This window comes from Mucilaginibacter aquatilis (assembly GCF_009755275.1).
GTDB lineage: Bacteria > Bacteroidota > Bacteroidia > Sphingobacteriales > Sphingobacteriaceae > Mucilaginibacter > Mucilaginibacter aquatilis.
Window position 1 is genome coordinate 147,693 of record NZ_WQLA01000001.1, and the last position, 25,558, is coordinate 173,250.

Annotated in this window: 25 protein-coding genes; 12 read left to right on the top strand and 13 right to left on the bottom strand. The window is 41.9% G+C overall.

All coding sequences use genetic code 11. The features are described from left to right. The first annotated feature begins 167 nt into the window (after positions 1–167). The gene (locus tag GO816_RS00745) at positions 168–641 is read left to right on the top strand and encodes a hypothetical protein (protein WP_157539443.1); all 474 of its coding nucleotides are present in this window, start codon (positions 168–170) and stop codon (positions 639–641) included. 9 nt (positions 642–650) lie between these two features. On the opposite strand, the gene GO816_RS00750 is transcribed toward GO816_RS00745, so the two are convergent. Beyond that, entirely contained in the window at positions 651–860 is a 210-nt protein-coding gene (locus tag GO816_RS00750) for a YidH family protein (RefSeq protein WP_157539444.1), read from the bottom strand. A gap of 139 nt (positions 861–999) precedes the next feature. Between GO816_RS00750 and GO816_RS00755 the strand changes: the two genes are divergently transcribed. Together GO816_RS00755 and GO816_RS00760 are read left to right on the top strand one after the other, a co-directional pair. Beyond that, positions 1,000–1,167, top strand: a complete 168-nt coding sequence (locus tag GO816_RS00755; protein ID WP_157539445.1) for a hypothetical protein — start codon at positions 1,000–1,002, stop codon at positions 1,165–1,167. Positions 1,168–1,223: 56 nt separating this feature from the next. Next, positions 1,224–1,778, top strand: a complete 555-nt coding sequence (locus GO816_RS00760) for a PRC-barrel domain-containing protein (protein WP_157539446.1) — start codon at positions 1,224–1,226, stop codon at positions 1,776–1,778. A 137-nt stretch (positions 1,779–1,915) separates the two neighbouring features. On the opposite strand, the gene GO816_RS00765 is transcribed toward GO816_RS00760, so the two are convergent. Both GO816_RS00765 and GO816_RS00770 read right to left on the bottom strand, forming a co-directional pair. After that, positions 1,916–2,863 carry an MlaD family protein gene (locus GO816_RS00765; RefSeq protein ID WP_157539447.1) on the bottom strand — a complete coding sequence of 316 codons (948 nt, stop codon included), beginning with the start codon at positions 2,861–2,863 and terminating at the stop codon, positions 1,916–1,918. Positions 2,864–2,897: 34 nt separating this feature from the next. Further along, positions 2,898–3,758 (bottom strand): N-acetylmuramoyl-L-alanine amidase family protein, encoded by an 861-nt coding sequence (locus tag GO816_RS00770; RefSeq protein ID WP_157539448.1) that lies wholly within the window; start codon positions 3,756–3,758, stop codon positions 2,898–2,900. Between the two features lie 91 nt (positions 3,759–3,849). On the opposite strand from GO816_RS00770, the gene GO816_RS00775 reads away from it, so the two are divergent. Genes GO816_RS00775 through GO816_RS00785 form a run of 3 tightly spaced genes read left to right on the top strand, consistent with a single transcriptional unit; the run spans position 3,850 to position 9,241 of the window. Further along, positions 3,850–6,531 carry a putative LPS assembly protein LptD gene (locus GO816_RS00775; RefSeq protein WP_157539449.1) on the top strand — a complete coding sequence of 894 codons (2,682 nt, stop codon included), beginning with the start codon at positions 3,850–3,852 and terminating at the stop codon, positions 6,529–6,531. 1 nt (position 6,532) lies between these two features. Continuing rightward, the gene (locus GO816_RS00780; protein WP_157539450.1) at positions 6,533–7,789 is read left to right on the top strand and encodes a competence/damage-inducible protein A; all 1,257 of its coding nucleotides are present in this window, start codon (positions 6,533–6,535) and stop codon (positions 7,787–7,789) included. A gap of 36 nt (positions 7,790–7,825) precedes the next feature. Continuing rightward, positions 7,826–9,241 (top strand): dihydrolipoamide acetyltransferase family protein, encoded by a 1,416-nt coding sequence (locus GO816_RS00785; protein ID WP_157539451.1) that lies wholly within the window; start codon positions 7,826–7,828, stop codon positions 9,239–9,241. 155 nt (positions 9,242–9,396) lie between these two features. Here the strand turns inward: GO816_RS00785 and GO816_RS00790 are convergent, their stop codons facing one another. The 4 genes from GO816_RS00790 to GO816_RS00805 form a co-directional block, all read right to left on the bottom strand. After that, the gene (locus GO816_RS00790) at positions 9,397–10,323 is read right to left on the bottom strand and encodes a ribonuclease Z (protein ID WP_157539452.1); all 927 of its coding nucleotides are present in this window, start codon (positions 10,321–10,323) and stop codon (positions 9,397–9,399) included. A gap of 22 nt (positions 10,324–10,345) precedes the next feature. Then, positions 10,346–10,723: an STAS domain-containing protein gene (locus GO816_RS00795; RefSeq protein WP_157539453.1), complete on the bottom strand. Its 378-nt coding sequence runs from the start codon at positions 10,721–10,723 to the stop codon at positions 10,346–10,348. A 51-nt stretch (positions 10,724–10,774) separates the two neighbouring features. Then, positions 10,775–11,719 carry a phosphoribosylaminoimidazolesuccinocarboxamide synthase gene (locus GO816_RS00800; RefSeq protein WP_157539454.1) on the bottom strand — a complete coding sequence of 315 codons (945 nt, stop codon included), beginning with the start codon at positions 11,717–11,719 and terminating at the stop codon, positions 10,775–10,777. 129 nt (positions 11,720–11,848) lie between these two features. Further along, on the bottom strand, positions 11,849–12,811 hold the full coding sequence (locus tag GO816_RS00805; RefSeq protein ID WP_157539455.1) for a PhoH family protein: 963 nt from the start codon (positions 12,809–12,811) through the stop codon (positions 11,849–11,851). A gap of 104 nt (positions 12,812–12,915) precedes the next feature. On the opposite strand from GO816_RS00805, the gene GO816_RS00810 reads away from it, so the two are divergent. From GO816_RS00810 to GO816_RS18660, 5 genes are all read left to right on the top strand, one after another. Continuing rightward, positions 12,916–13,692: an SAM hydrolase/SAM-dependent halogenase family protein gene (locus tag GO816_RS00810; RefSeq protein WP_157539456.1), complete on the top strand. Its 777-nt coding sequence runs from the start codon at positions 12,916–12,918 to the stop codon at positions 13,690–13,692. Between the two features lie 12 nt (positions 13,693–13,704). Then, on the top strand, positions 13,705–14,226 hold the full coding sequence (locus GO816_RS00815) for a hypothetical protein (RefSeq protein ID WP_157539457.1): 522 nt from the start codon (positions 13,705–13,707) through the stop codon (positions 14,224–14,226). Positions 14,227–14,266: 40 nt separating this feature from the next. Next, a complete protein-coding gene (locus GO816_RS00820; RefSeq protein WP_157539458.1) occupies positions 14,267–16,096 on the top strand; it encodes an ABC transporter ATP-binding protein in 1,830 nt (609 codons plus the stop codon). Positions 16,097–16,203: 107 nt separating this feature from the next. Next, positions 16,204–17,598 carry an MBL fold metallo-hydrolase RNA specificity domain-containing protein gene (locus tag GO816_RS00825; RefSeq protein WP_157539459.1) on the top strand — a complete coding sequence of 465 codons (1,395 nt, stop codon included), beginning with the start codon at positions 16,204–16,206 and terminating at the stop codon, positions 17,596–17,598. A gap of 60 nt (positions 17,599–17,658) precedes the next feature. Next, positions 17,659–18,420 (top strand): hypothetical protein, encoded by a 762-nt coding sequence (locus GO816_RS18660; RefSeq protein ID WP_198171385.1) that lies wholly within the window; start codon positions 17,659–17,661, stop codon positions 18,418–18,420. A 77-nt stretch (positions 18,421–18,497) separates the two neighbouring features. On the opposite strand, the gene GO816_RS00835 is transcribed toward GO816_RS18660, so the two are convergent. The 6 genes from GO816_RS00835 to rpsO form a co-directional block, all read right to left on the bottom strand. Further along, positions 18,498–19,457: a D-2-hydroxyacid dehydrogenase gene (locus tag GO816_RS00835; RefSeq protein ID WP_157539460.1), complete on the bottom strand. Its 960-nt coding sequence runs from the start codon at positions 19,455–19,457 to the stop codon at positions 18,498–18,500. A gap of 117 nt (positions 19,458–19,574) precedes the next feature. Further along, positions 19,575–20,645 carry a 3-phosphoserine/phosphohydroxythreonine transaminase gene (gene serC / locus GO816_RS00840; RefSeq protein ID WP_157539461.1) on the bottom strand — a complete coding sequence of 357 codons (1,071 nt, stop codon included), beginning with the start codon at positions 20,643–20,645 and terminating at the stop codon, positions 19,575–19,577. A gap of 166 nt (positions 20,646–20,811) precedes the next feature. Continuing rightward, positions 20,812–21,462: a ribulose-phosphate 3-epimerase gene (gene rpe / locus GO816_RS00845; protein ID WP_157540135.1), complete on the bottom strand. Its 651-nt coding sequence runs from the start codon at positions 21,460–21,462 to the stop codon at positions 20,812–20,814. A 178-nt stretch (positions 21,463–21,640) separates the two neighbouring features. Next, on the bottom strand, positions 21,641–21,916 hold the full coding sequence (locus tag GO816_RS00850) for a hypothetical protein (protein ID WP_157539462.1): 276 nt from the start codon (positions 21,914–21,916) through the stop codon (positions 21,641–21,643). A gap of 173 nt (positions 21,917–22,089) precedes the next feature. After that, positions 22,090–24,234 (bottom strand): polyribonucleotide nucleotidyltransferase, encoded by a 2,145-nt coding sequence (pnp, locus tag GO816_RS00855; RefSeq protein WP_157539463.1) that lies wholly within the window; start codon positions 24,232–24,234, stop codon positions 22,090–22,092. A gap of 123 nt (positions 24,235–24,357) precedes the next feature. Next, positions 24,358–24,636, bottom strand: a complete 279-nt coding sequence (rpsO, locus tag GO816_RS00860; protein WP_157539464.1) for a 30S ribosomal protein S15 — start codon at positions 24,634–24,636, stop codon at positions 24,358–24,360. A gap of 454 nt (positions 24,637–25,090) precedes the next feature. On the opposite strand from rpsO, the gene GO816_RS00865 reads away from it, so the two are divergent. After that, positions 25,091–25,522: an acyl-CoA thioesterase gene (locus GO816_RS00865; protein WP_317163566.1), complete on the top strand. Its 432-nt coding sequence runs from the start codon at positions 25,091–25,093 to the stop codon at positions 25,520–25,522. Positions 25,523–25,558: the final 36 nt, after the last annotated feature.

Sequence of the window (25,558 nt, forward strand, 5' to 3'; positions counted from 1 at the left end):
CATCGCAAGGCTTAGATAAAGGTATATATACTTAAAGTTAAAAACAGGTATAACTACCTGAAAATACGAAGTGTTTTCTTTCCATCTTTGAAGTGCGTACAAAATGTATGCACTATTAACTGACCTATACCTTGAAGATCTACTTATTTCTACTACCCTTTCTTTTTATGGGATTGCATGCCAATGCGCAAGTGATAACACCAAAGGAGCGCATGATATGGAATGGCTTTGTTGATTACTTAGCTATAAAGAAGTTTAAAGGCTCTGCTGAGCTTGATAAACCACCTCGCGAAAAATCTGTTCAATTATGGAAAGACTACTGCAAAGCAATTAACTTAAAGCTCGACTATCATGAATTCGTGAGCCATGTTCAGCGTAACATTATAGCTTACCGTAAGTATGCATGGCAGAAAATAAAAGATGGCAAGGCAACCTTTAACGGCACTGAAGCCGACTTTATGCCCGGCTTAAGTACCGTTGATGGGTGGGCGGGCTCGCGTACCACCACTTACAAGTTCCCTCCCGATAGTTTAACGGTTGGCTTAACCGGCGAAAAGATTGCAGGCTTTAAAAACGGCGTGTACACTGAGCTTGGTAAAGACTCATTACTATTACTAATCAACAGTAACCGGTTACATTAATTTAACCGGTTACCTTCTTCTGTCTAAAGCAACCAACGCAATGCCGCCAACAAGCAAAATACCACCGGCATAAGGCGGCCAGTTTACAGACTTCTCCTTTTCTGCTGATACCTGTATAGGACCTGCATCAATAACTTTTTCCTTTTTTGTGTAGGTAAATCCTGTCCAAATTAGCATAACCACACCAAGTATGATAAATGCAATGCCAAGTATCTTCATAATTGTATATAATTAATTTAGCCTCATTTTTGTTTTGCGGTACGCAATGCTCGTTCCAAGCGTACGTAGCTGGTAGTTGCCTTAACGAAAACTATATGGTACCTACATTGGTTATAAAAGGGTTAACTAAAATCAACTTATGGCCGAATTAAAAGTACAACCCAAGCGCCGCACCCCATGGTGGCTGTGGCTTATTCTGTTAATAATTACACTTTGCTTTTTATTCTTTTTTATGCGCGGATGCGGTAATCAAGCTGGTTTGCGTGAACCTGCCGTTACAGATACCACTACTAACACATTAAATTAACCTTACAGTGAAGTGGTGCATTCACTTTACTATAAGTATATAAATAAGAAAACACAATGGAAGAAAACGAGTATAGCCGCCTGGAAGAGCTTACAGGCAGCGACTTTGAAATAGCCGACGGGCAACCCGACATTAAAGGGTGGGACGTAAAGAACGAACAGGGTGAGGTAATTGGTGATGTTGAAGAACTGTTATTTAACCCGCAAACACAAAAGGTTAGATATATAATTGTTGATACCGATGCCAACGACCTTAAACTTGAGGCCCGCAAAATATTAATACCAATAGGCGTTGTAGAACTGCACGAAGATGACGACTTTGTGGTTGTGCCTCAAATAGAGGTTAACCATATTGTTGGCCTGCCATCATACGTAAAAGGCGAATTAACGGCCGAACATGAACAGCATATACGCAGCATGTTTTCGAGCCTTGGTGCAGCAGGTATGGGTATTGGAGCAGTTACCGCCCAACCAACAGAAAACTTTTACGAGCACGAACAATTTAATCAGAACCGCATTTACAACCGCCGCCGTCCTGAAAATAATCCGGAACGCCTGTTACCTGAAGAGGGTACACGTGAAGATGAAACCGATAACCGCGACATATTTTAATATCGTTTACTAGCATAAAGAAGAAAAGGCTTTCAGTGAAATGAAAGCCTTTTCTTTTGGAGTTATTGGTAAGATCTCACAAAGCAAAAGGCATCCCTGTTGAGATGCCTTTGCTTAAAATTTATTATTGATTGAGCCTAGTCAGCTTTGCGTCCGAAAACCGAGAAGCTTACATAGCGCTTTGGATGAGCTTTAAGATCGATGAACAAGTTATTGAGGTTTTCAGATGCAGAGTTTAAGTTGTTATACATCTTATCGTCATTCATTAATAAACCTAATGAACCTTTTCCACTGTTAATCTTAGCAACCGTTTGCTGCAAATCGGCCATGGTTTTGTTTGCGTTATCAAGGGTTTGCTTAATATTTGAGTTAGCCAAATCAGCACTAAGGCGTTCAAAGTTAGCCGTTGTGGAATTCAACTTTACGGTGCTGGCCTTTAAGCTGGCGGTAAGTGCTTCGGCGTTAGTCATTATACCGTTGATGTGACCTGTTTGGCCTGCTACCAGTCTATCAATTTTCTTGGTAGTACCTTCAAGGGTTTGCAATGAATTAGCTATGCTTAAAAAGCTGCGGTCAATATTACGCTGGAATTCAGGGTTAAGTATTTTGTTAACAGCCGAAAGGCTTGAATCAACCTTATCCATTAAAATTTCGGCCTTACGCTGTACCGGCTGCAGGCTTTGTGCCAAACTTCCTTGTATATCGGCACGCAAAGTATCCTGGTTTTCGGCAAATTCGCGGCTATTGCCCATTTCAAATACAATGGCCTTACTTCCTAATAAGTCAGTACTTTCAAGGCGGGCTATACTATTTGCCGGGATAGGATATTTTGGATCAATTTTAAATTCAACCACTGTAAAGCCGCTCTCGGTTTGCAAAGTCATGTTTGATACGTGACCAATTTGAAAACCGTTCACAAGCACCGGTTTCGATAGGGTTAATCCTTCAACGTTGCGGTATATGGCGTAAAATTTATTCGACGATGAAAAAACATCGTTTCCTTTGAGGTAACTGAAGCCTAATATTAATATAGTTACTCCAATTACGGTTAAGATACCAATTTTGGTTTCGTTAGATACTTTCAAGGTAGTTGCAATTAGTTTTTTATATAACGGTTATCTATGGTCTTTGTTCCAACTCGCTCTTATACTTCTTAACCGCCCGCACTATTGAATTGGTTATCTCTGCCTGTCCTTCTTCTGAATTTAAATACTCTTCCTCTTCGGGGTTGTTGATAAAACCCGTTTCAACCAGCAATGATGGCATTGCAGTATTGGCCAGTACTTGTACACCCTGTTCAATTACACCCAGGCTGTTCCTGTTATCAGTGTATACAAATTCATTATTAATCAATTTTGCCAGGTGTATACTTTGTTTACGATAAGTATCGCGCAAGGCATTAAGTACAATGGCCTGAGCCGGATCTATTTCTGCCGTTTTGGTTTTCGACATTTTTTCTTCCTCCTCAGCGTACTCATTCTCACGTATGGCGGCAACCTGTTCGTTTGATCTGCCAATGCGGTTAACCAGTATAAGCACTCCCTTACCTGAACGGTTTGGCACTGAAACTGTTTTTCCGTTAACTACTTTTCTTACGTTGGGCAACGAGTTGCAATGAAGAGAAATATAGATATTAGCCTTATTATCATTAGCCATAACCGCCCTCGAACCGTTGGCCACAAACACGTCTGAGGTACGCGTCATTAAAATATTAACATCTTTTAATTCTTTTTGCATGGCCTTCTGCAATTTTAGTGCAAGTGCCAGCGTTACATTTTTTTCCAACGAAAAACCTCCTGAAGCACCTGCTGCCCTGCCGCCATGGCCGGCATCAATTACGATGGTTTTTATCCTGAATCCACCGCCGGGGGGCACTGTGTCTTGCTTAATAGGAATTTTTGTTGTGAACGAAAAATTTATAGAACTAAGAAGTAATGCTAAGAAACCGTAAATGTATATGTTGAAAGCCTTATTTTTCATTATTTTTGAACGCCGTTAACTTTATCTGCAAAAATACTATTCATATTCAATTTTGAAATTCATCAGGTTTTTTTTTCTGTTTGCAAGTGTTTTGATAGTTAATGCAATAGCGGTTGCCCGGCATGGTAGCTGGCGCAAGCATGCTTTAACCGCCGACACTATCATGAAGCTTGACTCTGTTAAAGACAAGCGCTTACTACGTGTAAAAGACCGCAAGAACAACAAACGTTCTGCCGCTGCAGACACTACTAAAAAAGACACTCCTGCTGATACGACAAAAAAAAACAAAGGAGGTTTACAATCAGTTGTAAAATCTGTTGCTGATGACTCTACCTATACAGATGCTGACAAAAAAATCACTTATTTGTTTGGCAACGCCCGCGTTACTTATGAAGACTTTTCATTAGATGCCGATTTTATAAGGATTGACCAAAAGCAACATCTTATTTTTGCCCGTGGTACGCGTGATATGCGCACCGGCCGGTACATTAACCGCCCTATTGCTAAAAATGGCAATGAAAACCCGCTAACGGCCGACTCCATTATTTACAACTTCAAAACCAAGAAAGCTTATTCATACAACACATCAACCGAAAGCGATGGTAACTTTATTACCGGTGGAGAGGCAAAAAGGCTTAACGACACTGAAGTTGCCTACCACAATATTTTGTTCAGTACCTGTTCAATGCCATATCCGCACACGCATTTCGGCGTTGTCATAACTAAGGGTATCGGTGAAAAAAACCGTATAATATCAGGTCCGGCATATTTGGAAATTGCAGGTGTACCCTTGCCCATAGCTGTGCCGTTTGGCTTTTTTCCAAAACCTAACAGCAGGGCATCGGGCGTATTGCTGCCTTCGTTTGGTGAGGATGCCCGTTTAGGCTTCTTCCTGCGCAACTTTGGTTATTACTGGCCGGTAAATGATTATCTTGATCTTACCACCATGGCCAGCGTATACTCAAAAGGCTCCGTTGAAATTGGAACAACGGCACGCTACCTAAAGAGATATAAATACACCGGCAGTATGGCTTTAAACTTCGGTTCGCACAACTACGGCGTTAAAGGTGATCCTTCTGTAAGGGACTATAACATACAATGGACGCACTCTCAGGACGCCAATGCCAACCCCGGTACAACATTCAGTGCATCGGTTAACGCAGCAACGTCAAGCTATTATGCCAATAACCCTGCAACTACCAACTACAATATACAGCAATTAACGCAAGCCAGTTTACGGTCGTCAATATCATATGCCCGCACCTTTCAGGGAACTCCTTTCAGTTTAAACGTCAGCTTAGGCCATAGTCAGGATATTGCCAACAAAACGGTAACGCTCGAGCTACCTACCTTCAATTTTAACATGACATCGTTAAGCCCGTTTGATTCTAAAAACAGAGTGGGCGAGCAAAAATGGTATCAGCGCCTTACGGTAAGCTATACCATGCAGGGTACCAATAAAATTAACGCCGTTCCCGAGTCGCAGCTGTTTACGCGCGAAACACTTACCCGCAGAATGCAAAACGGTATACAGCACCAAATTCCAATTGGTTTAAACCTTAACGTATTTAAATACTTTCAATTTAACACCAGCGCTAATTATAACGAACGTTGGTATTTTCAAACCATCCGTAAGCGTTATCCGCGGGGCGCAATTGGCAACAATGAACAGCCGCTTGTTGATACCGTTCAGGGCTTTTCACGCGCAGGCGAATATTCTCTCAATGGTGGCTTTTCAACCAAAGTTTATAACACCCTGCAATTTAAAGGCAACGGTGCTTTGCGTGCAATACGCCACGTAATGACACCTTCATTAAGCTTTAACTATCGCCCCGATTTTGGTGATCCGGCTTACGGCTATTTCCGCAGGGCTGTAAGTGATGCTGTTGTACCCTACCCTGCAACATCGCAGTTGTATTCAATTTATGAAAGGGCCGTATACGGCGGGCCAAGCGCAGGCAAATTTGCGGGTATAAGCTTTGCGTTAGATAATACTATAGAAGCAAAAATGCGCGCACGCAGCACCGACACCTCAGGTGCCGACCGTAAGGTGTCATTACTACAAGGTTTGAGCTTAAACACATCTTATAACTTTGCCGTTGACTCGTTCAGGCTATCTCCTATTTCACTTAATGCTCACACGGCTTTATTTAATCAAAAGGTAAGCGTAAGTATGAACGGTACGCTTGACCCTTACGTAACTGAAAGACGCGACTCGGTAAGTAACGGAGCGCTTGTACCCTACATACGCCGTATAGACCGGTACACTTTTCAAAACGGACGTTTTCCGGCGCTAACTAATTTATCGGCCTCTGTAAGTTTCAGCTTAAATTCACAAAGTAACAAACCTAAGCCACCAACCGGTCAAACCCTGCAAAACATGACGCCGCAACAGGCGCAGCAACTTGCCTTGCTAGACAGTGATCCAAGCCGTTACGTTGACTTTAATGTACCTTATAACGTAAGCGTAAATTTCAACTTTAACTACAGCAATACCTACGTTCAAAAAACTACATCAAGCACGGTTAGCTTAAACGGCGATGTAAACGTATCGCCAAAGTGGAAAGTGCAGTATACTACCAACTATGACTTTAAGGCCAAGCAGGTAGGTATTACACAGTTTTCTATTTATCGTGATTTGCACTGCTGGGACTTATCTTTTAGGTGGACACCTTTTGGTTTATATAAATCATTCAGTGTCGACCTGCGTGTGAAAGCCTCAATTTTGCAAGACCTCAAACTTTCCAAGCGGAAAGATTATTACAACAATTAATATGCTTGCAGAAATAATTACCATTGGCGATGAAATTCTCATAGGCCAGATTGTTGATACTAATTCGGCCTGGATGGCACAGGCACTGAACGCCATAGGAATAAGGATCAAACAAATTTCATCAGTAAGTGATGATCGTAACCACATACTCAATGCACTTAAAGAGGCGCAAGAGCGTGCTGATATAATATTGATTACCGGCGGACTGGGACCCACCAAAGACGATATTACCAAAAAAACACTGGCCGATTATTTTGGCGTTGACATGGTAGCCGATGAGGAGGCCTTGCAAAATGTGATACGGATATTTGCTAAGTATAATCGCCCGTTACTTGAGGTAAACCGGCAACAAGCCATGGTACCGGCTAATTGCGAGGTATTGAACAACCATAACGGTACCGCACCCGGTATGTGGTTTGAGCATAGCGGAAAGATCATAGTATCAATGCCAGGTGTTCCTCATGAAATGATGTACATGGTAGAACATCAGGTAATACCAAAGCTGAAGCAGGCATTTAAACTGCCCTTTATTATACATAAAACATTGCTTACCGTAGGCGAAGGCGAATCATTTTTAGCTGAACGCATTGCTGACATTGAGGATAGCCTGCCACCATACATTAAATTAGCTTATTTACCTAAGCTTGGTCAGGTACGTTTAAGATTAAGCGGTTACGCAGAAAACGAGCAATCACTCCAAAGCGAAATAGATGCCTTTGCGGCAAAGCTTACAGAACGCTTGGGTAATATAATTGCCGCTGCCGACGATATTCCTTTAGAGAAAGCTCTCATGAATCGCTTGGAGCAACAGGGTCAAACTGTATCAGTAGCCGAAAGCTGTACAGGAGGATACTTATCTCACCTGTTCACACAACACTCGGGCTCATCGGCAACTTTTTTGGGCGGTGCAGTATCGTACGCAAATGAGTTGAAGCAAGAAATACTCGGGGTTAGCGCACAAACGTTAGCGGCATACGGAGCTGTAAGTGAGCAAACTGCTACAGAAATGGTGCGGGGTGCCCTTTCAAAATTCAAATCGGACTATTCCATTGCTATAACCGGTATTGCCGGCCCAACCGGAGGCACTGATAATAAACCTGTTGGCACCGTTTGGATTGGTGTTGCCGGATTGGGTGAGTGCGTGGTACGCAAGTTTCAATTTGGTAACAAGCGTCAGCAAAATATAGAACGTGCTGCCATTAGTGCCCTGGGTATGCTTAATACTTTGCTTACGGCCCCTAAAACTGAAGATAAATAAGTATTTTAGCAGCCGATCAATTGTTAATGTTAAGATATGGCTAAATACCAGCTGCTACTTCCAAAAATGGGCGAAAGTGTCGCCGAAGCAACAGTAATCAACTGGCTTAAAAATCCGGGAGATAAAGTTGAGGCGGATGATACTGTAGTTGAAATTGCTACAGATAAAGTTGACTCTGAAGTTCCATCACCCGTTAGCGGCACATTGGTTGAACACTTGTTTAAAAAAGATGAGATAGCGCAGGTTGGTGATGTGATTGCCATAATTGAAATTGATGGTGAAGCAGATGAGCCTGCAAAGCAAGCGGAAAATCTTGAGGAAATTGAATCTACTCCTGAACAACCAATGGCTTCACAACAAGCTGTAGCGAATGAGGAAGTACCTGTTGTAACCGCCGAGTCATCTACTGAACCAGAATTTACTGATAATATACCGGGTTTAGAGCAATTACCTGAATTTGATACGTACCCAAAACAAGCAGTACAGTCGGGCGGCTTAAAGTTTTATTCGCCGCTTGTACGTAATATAGCAACTCAAGAGAATATCACTCAGCAGGAACTGGATAGCATCCCGGGCACGGGCGCTGATGGAAGAGTAACCAAAGATGATCTTATGGCCTTCCTTGAAACCCGTGGTACAGCACCGGCTAAGGAAGAAGTGCGTGAGGTTACAAAAACAGCTACCGCTACGGTGAAATTACCGCCGCCACCTTTAACGCCAAATCCTGCTTACCGTACCTCTGCCGGTGACGAAATTATAGAGATGGATAGAATGCGTCAACTGATATCCAATCATATGACATCAAGCATTCAGACTTCGGCACATGTAACATCTTTTGTTGAGGCCGATGTTACCAACCTGGTTTACTGGCGCGAAAAAAATAAAGCGAAATTCGAGGCTCGCGAAGGCGAAAAAATAACCTTCACCCCTATATTTATTGAAGCAGTTGCGCGCGCCATTGTTGATATGCCGATGATTAATGTATCAGTAAATGGTACGCAGATTATCAAGAAGAAAGACATCAATATTGGTATGGCTACTGCCCTGCCTAACGGTAACTTGATTGTACCTGTTATACGCCGTGCCGATGGCTTAAATTTAACCGGCTTAGTAAAAACCGTTAATGATTTGGCTGGCCGGGCACGTAACAACAAACTCCGCCCCGATGATGCTGCTGACGGCACCTTTACCGTAACCAACATTGGCATGTTTGGAAATATCATGGGCACTCCAATTATCAATCAGCCCCAGGTAGCCATACTTGCTATAGGCACCATAAAAAAGAAACCAGCGGTATTGGAAACATCAACAGGTGATGTTATTGCTATCCGTCACATGATGTACTTGTCTTTATCCTACGATCACCGCGTTGTCGACGGCTCATTAGGAGGATCATTTGTAAAGCGTGTAGCTGATTATCTTGAAAATTGGGATATGAATAGGGAGATTTAAGTTAGCAGAAAGTTAATTAGCCTTTAAAAAAGGGCTGATACTCCGGTACAGCTTATACCATAGAGGTTGTTACTTTTTGTTTTGACACAAAAAGTAACAAAGAGTCTTTTGAAACAAACATTTGCACCTTTTCTCTTGGTTCTTCACTCTATTCCCTATGCCAAGTCCTCTCCTACTTCAAAAGTGCTGCCTTCAATAGCCAGCTCGGTGGACGGAAACACGCCACGTGCCTCATCCAGCAAATCGGTTAAGCTTTTGTAACGCGCCGAAAAATGACCGATAAGAAGATTTTTAGCGCCGGTTTGTAATGCAACCTGCCCGGCTTGCCACGCTGTTGTATGGAAGGTTTTATTTGCACGATCGAGCATGTTATGTAAAAATGTCGCTTCGTGATACAAGAGATCGGCGTTTTGTATTTGCTCAAAATAACGCTCATTGTAAATAGTATCTGAACAATAGGCGTAGCATTTGGGCTGGTCTGAATCAACCGTTAATTCATGGTTGCGATAAAGCTTTCCATCCGGTGCCCGGTAGTCTTCCCCACGTTTAAGTAATGGAAAATGTTCAACGGGAATATTAAGGGCTTCAGCCTTTTCTTTAATAATTTTACGCAGTCGCTTTTTTTGCCTGAACAGAAAGCCGGTAGTAGCAATACGATGGTCGAGCGGTATCGTTTCCACTACCACGTCCTGATTATCCAAAATAATCTGTGGCTGCAAGGCATCCGTTGCTACAAACTCAATATTATAGTTTAATACAGTTTCAGAGTATTTGAACTGAAGATTGATAATTTCGAGCAACGGCGCAGGACCATACAATTTTAACGGCTTTACACGCCCGTTTAAATGCATGGATGATACTAAACCAATAAGTCCTAAGTAATGGTCGCCGTGGAGGTGGCTGATGAATATATGATCAATACGGCTGGCTTTAATCTCAAACCTCAGCATTTGCTGCTGTGTGCCTTCGCCACAATCTATCAGGTACAGGCGCTCATTAACATTGAGCACCTGCGCCGTAGGATTTCTATTAAAAATAGGTGTTGCTGAACTGCTTCCAAGTATGGTTACCTCAAACTTCATAAAGGGTAAACATACTAAAGGGCTATTTTGCTTCCTTTTTCAATTCTTTTTCTATCTCTTCCATAAATACATGGTCAATAGCCTCTTCAACAGTAGGTACAATGGTTAAAACATTGTCTAATTGTGATATGCTTATTAAACGTGCAACTGCATCATTTAAGCAGGTAAGTATAAAACTACCTTCAGCATTTTTACACAGACGGTGACCAACCAGCAAGCTGCTTAAGCCCGATGAATCGGCAAATTTAACCTGGCAAAGATCTAATATTATATTACGTTGACCCTCGGTGTTTATAAGGATCAGTTCAGACTTAAGTTGAGGTGTAATCAATGAATTCAGCTTTGACTCGTTCAGCTTAATCAAGACATACTTCTCATGCTTATCAACAGTGAATTTCATGTTAAAAGAATTATAGGGATAAAGATATAATTTATTTACGTATAAATAAAACTACAAAGAATTGAGCGAAAGGTTCACAGCGTCTTCCACACGCTTAAGCACCTCGCCATTTGCAGGTTTTACAAAAGTTTTTCCGGTTATTTGTTCGTATAGTTCAATATAGCGTTCTGATATAGACGTTACAATTTCAGGAGTCATTTCAGGTACCGATTGCCCCTCCTTGCCTTGAAAGCCATTTTCAATCAACCATTTTCTAACAAACTCTTTACTCAGTTGTTTTTGTGGCTCATTGGTTGCCTGCCGCTCAGCATAACCATCGCTGTAAAAGTAACGGGATGAATCAGGCGTGTGAATTTCATCTATCAGGTAAATTTTACCATCAGCTTTACCAAATTCGTATTTGGTATCAACCAAAATCAGTCCGCGCTCGGCTGCTATTTGTGTTCCGCGGGCGTATAACGCACGGGTGTACTGCTCCAGTTGTAAGTAGTCTTCTTCGCTTACAATACCTTTAGCAAGTATATCCTCACGTGAAATATCTTCATCATGGCCTACTGATGCCTTGGTTGTTGGCGTAATGATTGGTTCAGGCAGTTTATCATTTTCTTTTAAACCCTCAGGTAAAGCAACACCGCATAAGGTGCGTTTGCCGGCAGCGTACTCACGCGCGGCATGACCGGCTAAGTAACCGCGAATTACCATCTCTACCTTAAAAGGCTCACACATACGGCCAATGGTAACACTTGGGTCAGGCACGGTAACTACCCAGTTAGGTACAATATCGGCAGTGGCTTCCAAAAAAGTTGCCGCTATTTGGTTTAGTACTTGTCCTTTGTAAGGTATAGCTTCGGGCAGTACTACATCAAAAGCCGATATACGATCAGATACCACCATAACAAGGTACTTATCTTGAATGGTATATACATCGCGTACCTTACCTTTATAAAAAGCCGTTTGGCCCGGAAAATTAAATTGTGTTTGTTTTATTGCCTCCATGGAGTAGAATCAAGAATATAGAATCAGGAATACAGACTGCGAAGTTAATAGAAAAGAATCAAGAGTACAGAATCAAGACAGGAGTTTTGCTTAGTCTGTATTCTTGACTCTATACTCTTGAATCTCTCCTTACTGTATATCCCCGTAAGCTTCCAAAATACGTTTTACCAGTTTGTGACGTACAACGTCTTCGCCGGTAAGGTATATAATATCAATGCCTTTAATGTCGGTTAAAATACGCAGTGCCGTATATAAGCCCGATTGCTGTTTTTTTGGTAAATCTATTTGGGTAACGTCGCCCGTTACAATGAATTTAGCCGAAGGGCCCATACGGGTTAAAAACATTTTAAGCTGCATATCGGTGGCGTTTTGCGCCTCATCCAATATTACAAAGCAATTATCAAGTGTACGGCCGCGCATAAATGCCAGCGGTGCAATCTCAATAGTGCGGTTTTCTAAATAGGTCTTTAATTTTTCGGGCGGAATCATGTCGTCCAGCGCATCATAAAGCGGGCGCAGGTATGGGTCAATCTTTTCTTTCAGGTCGCCGGGTAAAAAGCCAAGGTTCTCCCCTGCCTCCACAGCCGGGCGTGTAAGAATAATACGCTTGATTTCCTTGTTCTTCAAAGCTCTTACCGCCAGCGCTACAGCAGTATAAGTTTTACCCGTACCAGCCGGACCAATAGCAAACATAATATCGCTTTTGGTAATACTGTCAACCATACGACGCTGGTTAGCCGTACGGGCTTTAACCATAATACCGTTATGACCGAAAACAATTACCTCACCGGTACTGCCCGGCTTTTCGTTTTGACCGTCGGCAGGTTTAATCTCTAAATTCTTAGCACCAAGTATGCGTTCAAGATCGCTAATGCTAAGGTTGTCAAATTTTTCAACGTGCTGCAACAGGTACCCAAATTTTTCATTAAAAAGGGATAGTTCCTGCTCATCGCCCAAAACTTTTACCTCACTGCCTCGTGCAACTATCTTTAGCTTAGGGTATTGCTTTTTAATGATTTCAAAATGATCATTATTAGGCCCCCACAACACGGCAGGATTAATGTGTTCAATTGATATTTTAAGTTCGTTCAACAGAAATGAATTTTGTAGTTGCTGATTCGTTATGGTTAAATTTTTTGAATATTTGCACCTTGTTGATGCTTTTACAAGATTAGCAATAAATCTCATAAATACGAATGGCAATAATTACTTTAACAACTGACCTTGGCGATAAAGATATTTATCAGGCCGCGCTTAAAGGCAGTATTTTAAAGATATTGCCTGCCGTTACTATTGTTGATATTACGCATACTGTAGCCGCCTTTAATATTCAACAGGCGGGCTTTATTTTAAAGAACAGTTTTAATTATTTCCCCCCCGAAACGGTGCATCTGATTGGTATTGACACCGTTTTTAATGATGATACCAAGTTTTTAGCTGTTAAATACCAAAACCACTATTTTGTAGGAGCTGATAACGGCATTTTCTCGCTTATTTTTGATGATGAGCCTGAGGAGATTATGGAGATTAACATTTTGCAGGATTTAAAGTTTTTGCACTTCCCGCTGGCCGATATTTTTGTGAAGGCTGCCTGCCACCTTGCCGAAGGCAAGCCTATTGAAGATATTGGCGTGCCGGTTATGGGAGTTGAACGCAAAACCACCCTGCAACCTGCCGTAGAACGTAACCAGATACGTGGCATGGTAATTTATATTGACTCATTCCAAAACGTTATTACCAATATCACCAAAGACTTTTTTAACCGCGTGCAGGAAGGCAGGCGTTTTGTGCTCTACTTTAAACGCAACGAAACCATTACCCACCTCAGCTGGCATTATAATGAGGTACCGGAGGGCGAAAAGTTGTGCTTGTTTGGCATAAGCGACCATTTGGAAATTGCCATAAATAAAGGCAATGCAGCCGGCTTACTTGGCCTTAACCTGGGCGACAGCGTAATTATAGATTTTCAGTAACTTGCCAGCCTCATGAAAACATTTGTACTCGCCCTACTGGCTTGCCTAAACAGCTATGCACTTTTCGCACAAATCAACACCGACTCGGTAGTATATGAGCTTCAGCGTAAAAAAATAAATGGTATGCTGGACGAGCGTAGCCGGAAGTTTGGCGAATATGATGAAAGTTTGAGCAAACACACCGGCATATTTGGCCTGCAAACCAAAAAAGATATCCGCAGGAGCAACGAGATACTGATGGATATTACTGAAACAGACAATCAAATTTTCAAACAAATAAAAGTGCTGCTTGACTACCGCATGTTCGAACAAAAGCAGGTAGAAACCAAAAAGAATGAGGTTGAAACTACTAACCTTAACTACATGCGCACCATTAACCGCCTGCGCGAGCAAAATGCAAAGCTTATGCAGGAGGCCGATGAGCGAGAAAAGAGCATTGGTAAAGAACGCAATAAGTACATAATTGCCATTGCCGTTCTCATTATAACGTCAATTTTACTTGCGTTTACCCGTAAACGTACAGTTAAACCGTAAATTTACAGATTAATCAAAGTTTATCAGAGGATAACCGTATATGGCACGAGCACGACTGAATAGTGGGAACGCAGCAGAAAAAGAATTACCTAAAGCAAAATTAAATAAGCAAACCCTTAAAAGCGTTAGCAAGCTTTTAACTTATATAAAACCTTACCGTGGTAAGTTTATTGCCGGGTTGTTTTTCCTGTTTTTGTCAAGCCTTGTGGCGCTGGTGTTTCCTGCCATACTAGGAGCGCTTATTGATGCCGCGCAAGGTAATTACAAGTACAAATTTATGCCCCGCAGCATAAACGCCATTGCTATTGGTGGTTTTATCCTGTTGTTTGCTCAGGCTTGTGTATCGTTTTTCAGGGTGGTTTGGTTTGTGCAGGTGGCCGAGCGTTCACTGGCTGATATACGCCGCGATACTTACTTCAAATTGGTTACCCTGCCCATGAACTTTTTTGCCAACCGCCGTGTTGGGGAACTAAACAGCCGCATATCAGCAGATTTATCACAAATACAAGATACCCTTACCACCACCTTCGCCGAAATTATACGCCAGCTGGTACTATTAGCGGGCGGAGTAATTTTGCTGGTTGTGGTATCAATAAAACTTACGCTGGCCGTTTTGGCTGTATTACCGTTCCTTGTAGCATTTGCTGTAGTGTTTGGTAAATTCATAAGAAACCTGTCGCGCCAGGCGCAAGACAAATTAGCCGAATCAAACACCATTGTTGAAGAAACTTTGCAAGGCATTGCCAATGTAAAGGCATTTGTTAACGAGGCATTTGAGGCAGGCCGCTATGATAAAAACCTGCGAGATGTGGTTGGCATTGCTGTTAAAGGCGCCAAGTTCCGTGGCATTTTTGCATCCTTCATTGTGTTTTGCATGTTTGGTACGTTTGTAGGTGTTATATGGTATGGCTCTGTGCTGGTTAGCAACGGCGAAATGCACACCGGCGATTTAACAACCTTCATTATGTATTCAATCTTCGTTGGTGCAGCCATGGGTAGTTTCCCTGATTTATATGCCAACGTACAAAAAGCAGTAGGCGCAAGCGAACGGGTACTCGAAATTTTAAGTGAGGAGGGCGAGAACATATCCATCCGCGAGAGCGACAACGTTATAAAACAACATATTCAAGGAAATCTTACCTTCCAAAACATCAACTTTCATTACCCATCCCGTCCGGAAATTGAGGTATTGAAGGATGTGAGCATTGATGCACAGGCCGGGCAAAAGGTAGCTATTGTTGGGCCAAGCGGTTCGGGTAAATCTACCATGGCCTCGCTTATTTTACAATTTTATCATCCACAAAACGGTAGTATGTTGTTTGATGGCAAACCTGCTGCTGAATATGCGCTCACTGATATTCGCAACCAGGTAGCTATTGTTCCGCAGGATGTATTGTTATTTGGCGGCACCATTCGTGAAAACATTGCTTACGGTAAACGCTCAGCTACCAATGAAGAAATAATGCAAGCCGCAAAACGCGCCAATGCACATCAGTTTATTGAAGGTTTTCCTGAAGGGTATGATACTGTTGTAGGCGAGCGCGGCGTTAAATTATCGGGTGGTCAGCGTCAGCGTATTGCTATTGCACGGGCCTTGCTTAAAAATCCGTCAATACTTATTTTAGATGAAGCTACATCTTCGCTCGATTCAGAATCAGAGCGCTTGGTGCAAGAAGCGTTGGAGGAATTAATGAAAGGCCGTACATCAATCATTATTGCCCACCGACTGTCAACTATACGCGAAGCCGACAAAATTGTAGTGCTTGAAAAAGGCCGCATTATTGAAACCGGCACACACGAAGAACTGATAACCCGTGAGGAAGGCTTATATCGCTATTTGAGCCAGTTACAGTTTGATACAAGTGCTTAACGCTTGTAGTTCATAGTTGATAGTTCATGGTAAAAGAGTTGCATTTTGCTTTTCTCTTCTGCTATGAACTATGAACCATCAACTATGAACCAATTAAAAAACTAATCATGAAATTAACCATACACGGGGCTGCCCGTCAGGTTACCGGCAGCATGCATTTGCTGGAGGTTAACCGATATAAAATACTAATTGACTGCGGACTTGATTATGAGAAAGACCGCAGCGTTCAATCAAACGAAAACTTTCCGTTTAACCCATCAGATATTGATGTGGTTATACTAACTCATGCCCATATTGATCACTCTGGCAACCTGCCAACGTTAGTGCGTATGGGTTTTGATGGTCAAATATTGTGTACCCCTCCTACTGCCGAGTTAAGCGAGTTATTGCTGATGGATTCGGTAAATGTTTTCTTAAACAAGCAGCAAAAATCAGGCAGACACCGCCGTGGCCGCAACCATGGCCCACGCCCGCAACCGCTTTATTTGCAAAAGCATGTAATGGACACTACCGAGCGTTTTGTTACTATTGCCTTTAACAAACCGTTTCGTTTAAATGGCGATGTGGAGCTCACGTTTATACCTGTTGGCCACTTGCTAGGTGCAGCTGCCGTGGTTTTAAAGGTAAATGATAACGGGGAAGAAAAAACAATTGCTTTTACGGGCGATATCGGGCGTAAAAACTATCCTGTACTTGATGATCCGCAGCCACTACCAAAAGTTGACTATTTAGTGAGCGAATCTACCTATGGCGGTCGTTCGCATTCTAAAGGTGAAACTATTGAGCAGGTGTTGATAGATACCATTGAGAAAGCCTGTATTAAGGAATCGGGTCGGTTAATTATACCAGCATTTAGTATTGGACGTACACAGGCTTTGGTATACTCGCTCAATAAAATATTTAGTACAGGCAAATTACCGCCGGTAAAAGTGTTTGTTGATAGTCCGCTGGCATCAGCATCAACCAATGTTTTCCGTAAGCATCACGCCCTTTTAAACGCCGAAGCGCAGGATTTTTACCGCACCCAGGGTGATGAATTTGAGTTTGATAACTTGCACTACATTGAAAACCTAAAAGAGAGCCAGCAAATATCTAACTACTTTGAACCATGTATTATCATATCATCGGCAGGTATGTTAGAGGGTGGCCGTATACAAGATCATCTGTATAACAATATACAAAACTACTATTGTACCATACTATTTATTGGGTATTGTGCAAAAGGCACTTTAGGTTTCCGGTTATTGCGCGGCGACCCTGTTGTACATATTAAAGACCGTGATTTGGCAGTGTATGCCACTATAAAAAAAACCGACCTGTTCAGCGCGCATGGCGACCATGAGGATCTGGTTAGCACTGTAAGGCAACAAGCACCTCAAAATCTTAAAAAAGTATTTTTAGTACATGGCGAGGCCGAGAGCATGGTAGCTATGGCTAATGATTTACAACAAGACGGATATGAGGTAGTTATACCGGAAAAAGATTTAGCTTATGATTTGTAACGTGCTTAATTTTAAGCATATTTGATAAAAATCCTGAGTTTGTACCATCGACTTAAACCAATGCCTGTAAACAATTTAAAAGGCTTTTTTTACAAAGCTTTAGTTGCTGTATGTTTTTTATCATCATGTGATAAGGACGCTGATCCGGAAGTTATTAAAGTATCTTCAACAACAATTGCCGGTGGCGGTGGTACAACTAATCCAGGAGGAGGCACAACTAATCCTGGCGGAGGCACAACCAACCCTGGCGGAGGCACAACCAACCCTGGCGGAGGCACAACTAACCCTGGCGGTGGAACAACCAATCCAGGCGGAGGCACAACTAACCCTGGCGGTGGAACAACCAATCCAGGCGGAGGCACAACTAACCCTGGAGGAGGTACAACTACTAACCCGGGAACAATTAGCGGTTCGGGCGATGGAGGGGTAGCAATTGGAGGCGAAGGAACAATTGTTTTTAGTTTAAAAGGTAAAACTTATACTCTTACAAGTTCATCAAGTTACCTGTTAAACGGCATTTCTGCTTCTACATTTGGGTTTTCGTTAACTACTATAGGCGGTACGGCAGCAAACGGCAAGGGTATACTATTTCTTTTGGGCTCAATGGCTGATGCCACAGGTATTACCGATGCTTTAAACGCGAGCATTGTGTTTGAAGATGGCACCTCGTACACCATTGGCGGAGAAGGAAAAATAAACTTCAATACTTTTAGCCTTAACCAAACCAAGCTTACCTCAAAAGGCACTTTCGATGTAATTATGGTTAATGATGCTGATAAAAGTGATAAGATAAAAGTTGGCGGCTCGTTCAATGTGAAGTAGCAGCCACTATAATCTTATAAACAAACAAGGCCCGTACTATTTAAGCACGGGCCTTGTTTGTTATAAGTACTTAGGCTTTACTGAGCCAGCGTTTTAAAATGATTGATAATAAGCGTAGCCAATTCAACACCTATACGCTCCTGAGCTTCATTTGTTGAAGCGCCAATGTGCGGTGTTAAAGAAATTTTTGGATGAGTTAACAAATCAGTACGAGGGGTAGGCTCATTATCAAATACATCTAATCCGGCAAATGACAATTTACCGGTATTTAGTGCTTCTAATAGAGCATTTTCATCAACGGTACCACCGCGTGAACAATTAACTAAACCAGCACCTTTTTTCATCAATGCAAGCTCACGTTCGCCAATTACAGGTTCTTCGCTAAAAGGTACGTGTAATGATATAAAATCGCTTTGAGCAATCACCTCATCCTTGTCAGCATATTTTACCGGTATGGTAACATTTACGCCACCACCCAAAGTAATCTCTAACTCAGTTACTGATGGGTAAACATCAAAAGCCAGCACTTCCATGCCCAAACCATATGCAATTTTAGCAGTTTCGCGGCCTATACGACCAAAGCCCAATATGCCGATGGTTTTACCTCTTAGTTCAATACCCTTTGCGTATGCCTTCTTTAAATCGTTAAATTTAGATGATCCATCAACAGGCATTTTGCGGTTTGCATCCTGTAAAAAACGTACCCCGGTAAATAAGTGTGCAAATACTAATTCAGCTACTGAAGCCGAAGATGCAGCCGGCGTGTTGTGCACGGCAACGCCACGCTCAAGTGCGTATTCTACATCAATATTATCAACACCTACCCCGCCGCGGCCTATTAGCTTTAGGTTAGGGCAAGCATCAATTAACGCTTTGCGCACCTTAGTGGCACTGCGTACGGTTATAGCATCGTAGTTTTGTAATTTCTCAGGAAGTTCTTCCTGAGGTATGTGGTTGGTATCAACAAAAAAACCGGCTTCTTCAAGCAACTGCTTGCCTACCGGATCAATACCATCGTTAGCGAGTAATTTTATCATGATTTAGTGAATGGTAAATAGTGAAAAGTTGATTTGTTAGATAGTTAAGTAGTCAAATGATTGTTGGGCATATTTTAATCCTAATCAACCATCCAACTACTCAACCTTTAACTAAAGCTATGCTTTGTGCTTCTCAGCAAATTCCTGCATAGCATCAATAAGCACATGTATGCTGGTAACCGGCAGTGCATTATAAATAGATGCACGGAAGCCGCCCACACTACGGTGGCCTTTAATGCCAACAATACCTTTATCTTCAGCAAGTTTTAAAAATGGCTTCTCCAGTTCTGGGTTTTCCATTACAAAGCAAACGTTCATCTTTGAACGGTCTTCAACAGCAGCAACAGCCTTAAACAGCGGGTTACGGTCAATCTCTTTGTATAACTGTGCAGCTTTAGCATCGTTCTCTTTTTGCATGGCAGCTACACCACCCTTGGCTTTTAACCAACGCAGGGTAAGCATTGATACGTAGATAGCAAACACCGGAGGGGTATTGTACATTGAACCACCCTCTATTTGGGTTTGGTAATTGAACATTGCCGGAATTTTACGGTCAACCTTGCCCAGTATTTCGTCTTTAACAATTACCAGCGTTGTACCTGCAGGACCCATGTTTTTTTGTGCCCCGGCATAAATCAAACTAAAATCGGCAACGTTAAAGGTGCGGCTGAAAATATCTGACGACATATCGGCCACCAATGGCACAGGCGCTGGTTTAAATTCCTGCGTTTGAGTGCCGTAAATAGTATTATTTGAGGTGATGTGGAAGTAAGCCGCATCAGCCGGAACAGTATAATCTTTAGGTATGTAGGTAAAGTTGCTGTCTTTCGATGACGCCACAACCTCAACGTTACCAAAGTACTTTGCTTCTTTTAAAGCTTTGTTAGCCCAAACACCTGTTTCAAGGTAAGCGGCTTTGCCACCCTCAGGCAACAAGTTATAAGGTATCATAGCAAACTGCTGGCTGGCACCACCTTGTAAAAACAATACCGAGTATCCTTCGGGCACTTCCAGGAGTTCTTTAACCAGCTTTACAGCTTCGTCTAAAACGCCTTCAAACTCGGCCGAGCGATGCGAAATTTCAAGAATGGATAAACCAATTCCATTAAAATCAACCACGGCTTGTGAAGCCTGTTTCAAGACCTCGTGAGGAAGGATGCCTGGTCCGGCACCGAAATTATGTTTCATAACTTTAATTTAGTTTACCAAAGGCTTTATCAAAACGCCTTTTTAGTTGCGCCCGAAGTTAAAAAATAAGCCTATTAAATTGGTAGTTTATTTATAAATTGTGAATAATGTGTTAGAACTGCTTAAAAGAGAGGTAAAAATTATGACTTTGGCAATGATTTGCCTGCTATAAATTTACCAGCTCCTTAATGGTAGCCAGCTGATTATTGGACGAAAAAACGAAGTTACCGGCAACCAATACATTGGCACCTGCAGCAAGCAACTGCGGTGCATTCTGCAGGTTTACCCCTCCGTCTATTTCAATTAATAAGTCTGGATTTTTGGAGGTTGCCATGGCTTTGAGTTGCACAATTTTTTTGTAAGTATTGTTAATGAATTTTTGCCCGCCAAAACCCGGGTTAACCGACATGATGAGTGCCAGGTCTATATCTTCAATAATATCTTCTAATTGATTGACAGGGGTGTGCGGATTAAGGGCTACACCTGCTTTGCAGCCTAGCTCTTTAATAGCCCGAATGGTGCGGTGTAAGTGTGTTGTTGCTTCAACATGAACGGTGATGACTGCTGCACCGGCATCAGCAAAAGCTTTAAGATAGCGGTCGGGGTCAACAATCATAAGGTGAACATCAAGCGGCTTTTTGGCATGTTTATTTACTGCCTCCACTACAGGAAACCCGAACGATATATTGGGTACGAATAATCCATCCATTATATCAACGTGAATCCATTGTGCATCGCTCTCGTTAATCATCTCAATATCGCGCTGCAAATTGGCAAAGTCAGCGGCTAAAATAGAAGGTGCAATCAAGTGCTTCATGCCGCCAAATATAGGCATATCAATAAAAGTACAATCAGAAATTGTAAATGAAGTGGTTGTTAACCAACTTGGTTATTGCACCAAACAAACGCGTTTTTAAGCGCAACAGCTATGCTAACGATTAAATTTTTAAAAGAAATAAAGCGGTGGAAATTTTAAAAAAAAGCCAATGGCAGCCTTAGTCGCAATTTTGCAACAGGTCGTAATATTTACGCATTAGCTCGGTATCGTAGTTTACCAAAGATTGGTAAGCTTCAGATACAAGCTCATTAAGTATTGATGCTCCTAACTGGCCGGCGCCATTAGGTATTTCATCATAGTATTTTATCAGATCTTTAACCCTTATAATTTCGTACAGTAGTGCTTGTATCAAATCGGTTTGCTCAACCGGCCTGGTGCCATGTATACTGCTGCTCAAAAAATCTAAAGGATCATCACTTGTGGCAGATGTCATTTTTATATAAACGATCGGACTTTAGACGGTTCCAGCAATTTAGTTTACTTCATATAGTCCAATAGCTAAAGCATTAAGGGGAATTACAAATAAACAAAAAAGGCAATAAAAAAACCACACTTCTTTGACAAAATCTCAGATAGTGTGGTTTAAAATTATTTTAAAGTAAATACTTATTCGCTTTTAGGAGCACTTTCAGGCTTTGGCGGCCTAGGAATTAAAGCCTTGCGTGATAGCTTCAGTTTACCTTGCTTATCAACGTCAAGCAATTTCACCTTAACAATTTCACCTACCTCAAATACACCATCCATAGTTTCTAAGCGCTTATGGTCAATTTCTGATATGTGTAACAGACCATCTTTACCCGGCATAATTTCAACAAATGCACCAAATGGCATAATTGAACGTACTTTACCTTCGTAAACTTCGCCTACCTCAGGTTTAGCGGCAATAGCGCGTATGCGGTTTACAGCTGCATCAATAGCGGTTTTGTTATCAGCAAATACTTGTACTATACCCACATTGTTAACTTCTTCAATGTTGATGTTAGCACCGGTTTCGCGTTGCATTTCCTGGATGATTTTACCACCGGGACCGATAACTGCTCCAATAAATTCTTTATCAATTTTAATGGTAACAATACGCGGAGCAAATTCTTTGTAGTCTTCACGTGGGGCATCAATAGTTTTAGCCATTTCGCCAAGTATGTGCAAACGACCGTCTTTAGCCTGATCTAACGCGTTAGATAAAACCTCGTATGATAAACCATTGATTTTTAAGTCCATTTGACAGGCAACGATGCCGTTTTTGGTACCGGTTACCTTGAAGTCCATATCACCCAAGTGATCTTCATCACCAAGTATATCAGAAAGGATAGCGTATTTAGTACCGGTTTCGTTGGTAATTAAGCCCATGGCAATACCCGATACCGGTTCTTTAATTTTAACACCTGCATCCATCAGCGCTAATGTACCGGCACAAACCGTAGCCATTGATGATGAACCGTTAGATTCAAGGATATCAGAAACCACACGGATAGTGTACGGGTTTTCATCATCTGGTGGCAACACTTGTTTTAATGAACGCATTGCCAGGTTGCCATGACCAATTTCGCGGCGGCCGGCACCACGGTTAGGACGAACTTCGCCGGTTGAGAAACCAGGGAAATTATAGTGTAACAGGAATTTATTATAACCATTGATGAACGCACCATCAATCATTTGCTCATCGTCTTTACCACCTAAGGTAACGCTGGTTAATGATTGAGTTTCGCCACGGGTAAATACTGCGCTACCATGTGCGGTTGGTAAGTAGCTTACCTCGCTCCAAATAGGACGTATTTGCGTAGTAGTACGGCCGTCTAAACGTTTACCTTCATCTAATACTAGGTTACGAATGGCATCATACTCAACGTCATGATAATATTTTTTGGCTAACGACTTAGTTACATCGTCAATTTCGCCTAAGGTTGCAATATAAGTATCGCGTACTTCTTTAAATTTAGCACCACGCTCCTCTTTAGCCGAAGCTGAAGAAGCAATAGCGTAAACCTGATCATAAGTAGCAGCGTAGATAGCTTTTTTAAGCTCTTCGTTGCTGTGCTCATGGTTGTAAGTACGTTTTTCAGTTTTGCCAACTTCAATTGTTAATTCGCGCTGGGCTAAACACTGAATTTTAATAGCGTTGTGAGCAAATTTAATAGCCTCAACCAACTCAGCTTCCTGAATTTCTTTAGCCTCGCCCTCAACCATATTTATATCATGCTCAGAACCGGCTACAATGAATTCTAAAGATGCGTTAGCTAATTGGCTTAAGGTTGGGTTAATTACCAACTGTCCATCAATTTTAGCAACACGAACTTCAGAAATTGGTCCGTTGAAAGGAATATCAGAAACCGATAATGCTGCTGATGCGGCTAAACCAGCCAATGCATCCGGCATAATATCTTTATCGGCCGATATTAAAGAAATCATTACCTGTGTATCAGCATGATAATCCTCTGGGAATAATGGGCGTAAAGCGCGGTCAACCAAACGAGAGATCAAAACCTCATAGTCTGATAAACGTGCCTCACGGCGTAAAAAACCTCCCGGAATGCGGCCTGTAGCAGCATATTTTTCCTGGTAATCTACTGATAGGGGTAAAAAATCAATACCTTCTTTAGCCTCTTTTGAAGAAACTACTGTAGCTAATAACATGGTGTTACCCATTTTAACTACTACCGAGCCATCGGCTTGTTTGGCCAGTTTACCGGTTTCGATCTCAATGGTGCGGCCGTCACCTAAATCAATAACCTTTTTAATTGCGTTGTAACTCATTTTTGTTTATCTGGCACGCTTTTCATCTTTTAGAGCGTACCGCTTTTTTATTGTGTTTATTTTACTTACAAAAGTAAAAAAGCTATCCGAAATAGGATAGCTTTTTTTAAAGACCGGAAGGTACTATTTGATAATATCACGAAGCTCGAGAGCTTTGATGATAGCACGGTATCTTTGGATGTCTTTTTTGTACAGGTAAGCCAATAAAGCACGACGTTTACCTACCAGTTTCTGTAATGAAAGCTGAGTAGCGAAGTCTTTTTTGTTCTTTTTTAAGTGACCGGTTAAGTGTGCAATACGCTTAGTGAATAAAGCAACCTGACCTTCGGCCGAACCTGTGTTGGTAGCAGCGCCACCGTGTTGTGCGAAAATCTCTGATTTCCACTCTGAACTTAAATACATTACTTGAATAATATTAAAGTGTAATTACTTTTGTTAATTGCGTGCAAATGTACGGGTAAATATTTAATTATAAAAGGATTATTTGGCTTAAGGGGAATGGGCATTCTTAATTAGGATTTGCAGAATTTGCTGGCAGGCTTCCCCTCTTTGTCATTTTAAACTATAGAGAGAAATCTTGTTTGAGCGGTAAAGCTTTACATCACCAAGAATTCTCTTTTAACGTAAGTTTTTGGGTCGGGAAAATGATGACTACTTGTGCCTAACTCTACAACTACCTTTGGGCGTTTCCCTCCGGGTCAGGCTATCCGCTCATACGCCTGCAGGCATTACGCACAGGCCGGTATCCGCTACTATCCTTAACGCAAACTGTTATTTTAAATTGAAACTTGAAGTTTAAGAAGTCATAAATTAAAACAACGTTGTACTCTATTCCTTAATCTTGAGCTTTTACCAAATGAAAATGACAGAAAATAAAATTACCTACAGCACTTTTGAAACTGAACATAGAGTACGGCCCGATGATATTGACCTTTTTCAGCACGTACACAGCAGCCGCTATATTGATTATGTATTGGCTGCGCGGTACGAGCAAATGGAACAGCACTATGGTATGGCAATGGAAAAATTTTTGGAGCGCGGTTTTGGCTGGGTGGTAAGCAGCGTACAAATGAATTATAAACGCCCGCTTAACCTGGGCGACTACTTTTTGGTGCGCACAGGTATTAATAATATTACCGAGCGCGTTTGCCGGGTGGCATTTACCATCAACAACAAAGTCACGGGTAAACTATGCTGCGACGGCTGGTTTGATTATGTGATGATAGACCTTAAAACGGGTCGCGGAGCGCGTATACCGGAGGATGTGATTGAACATTATAGTGTCTAAGAGAGCTCTTGGAGGGAGAGAAAGACGTTTAATCAT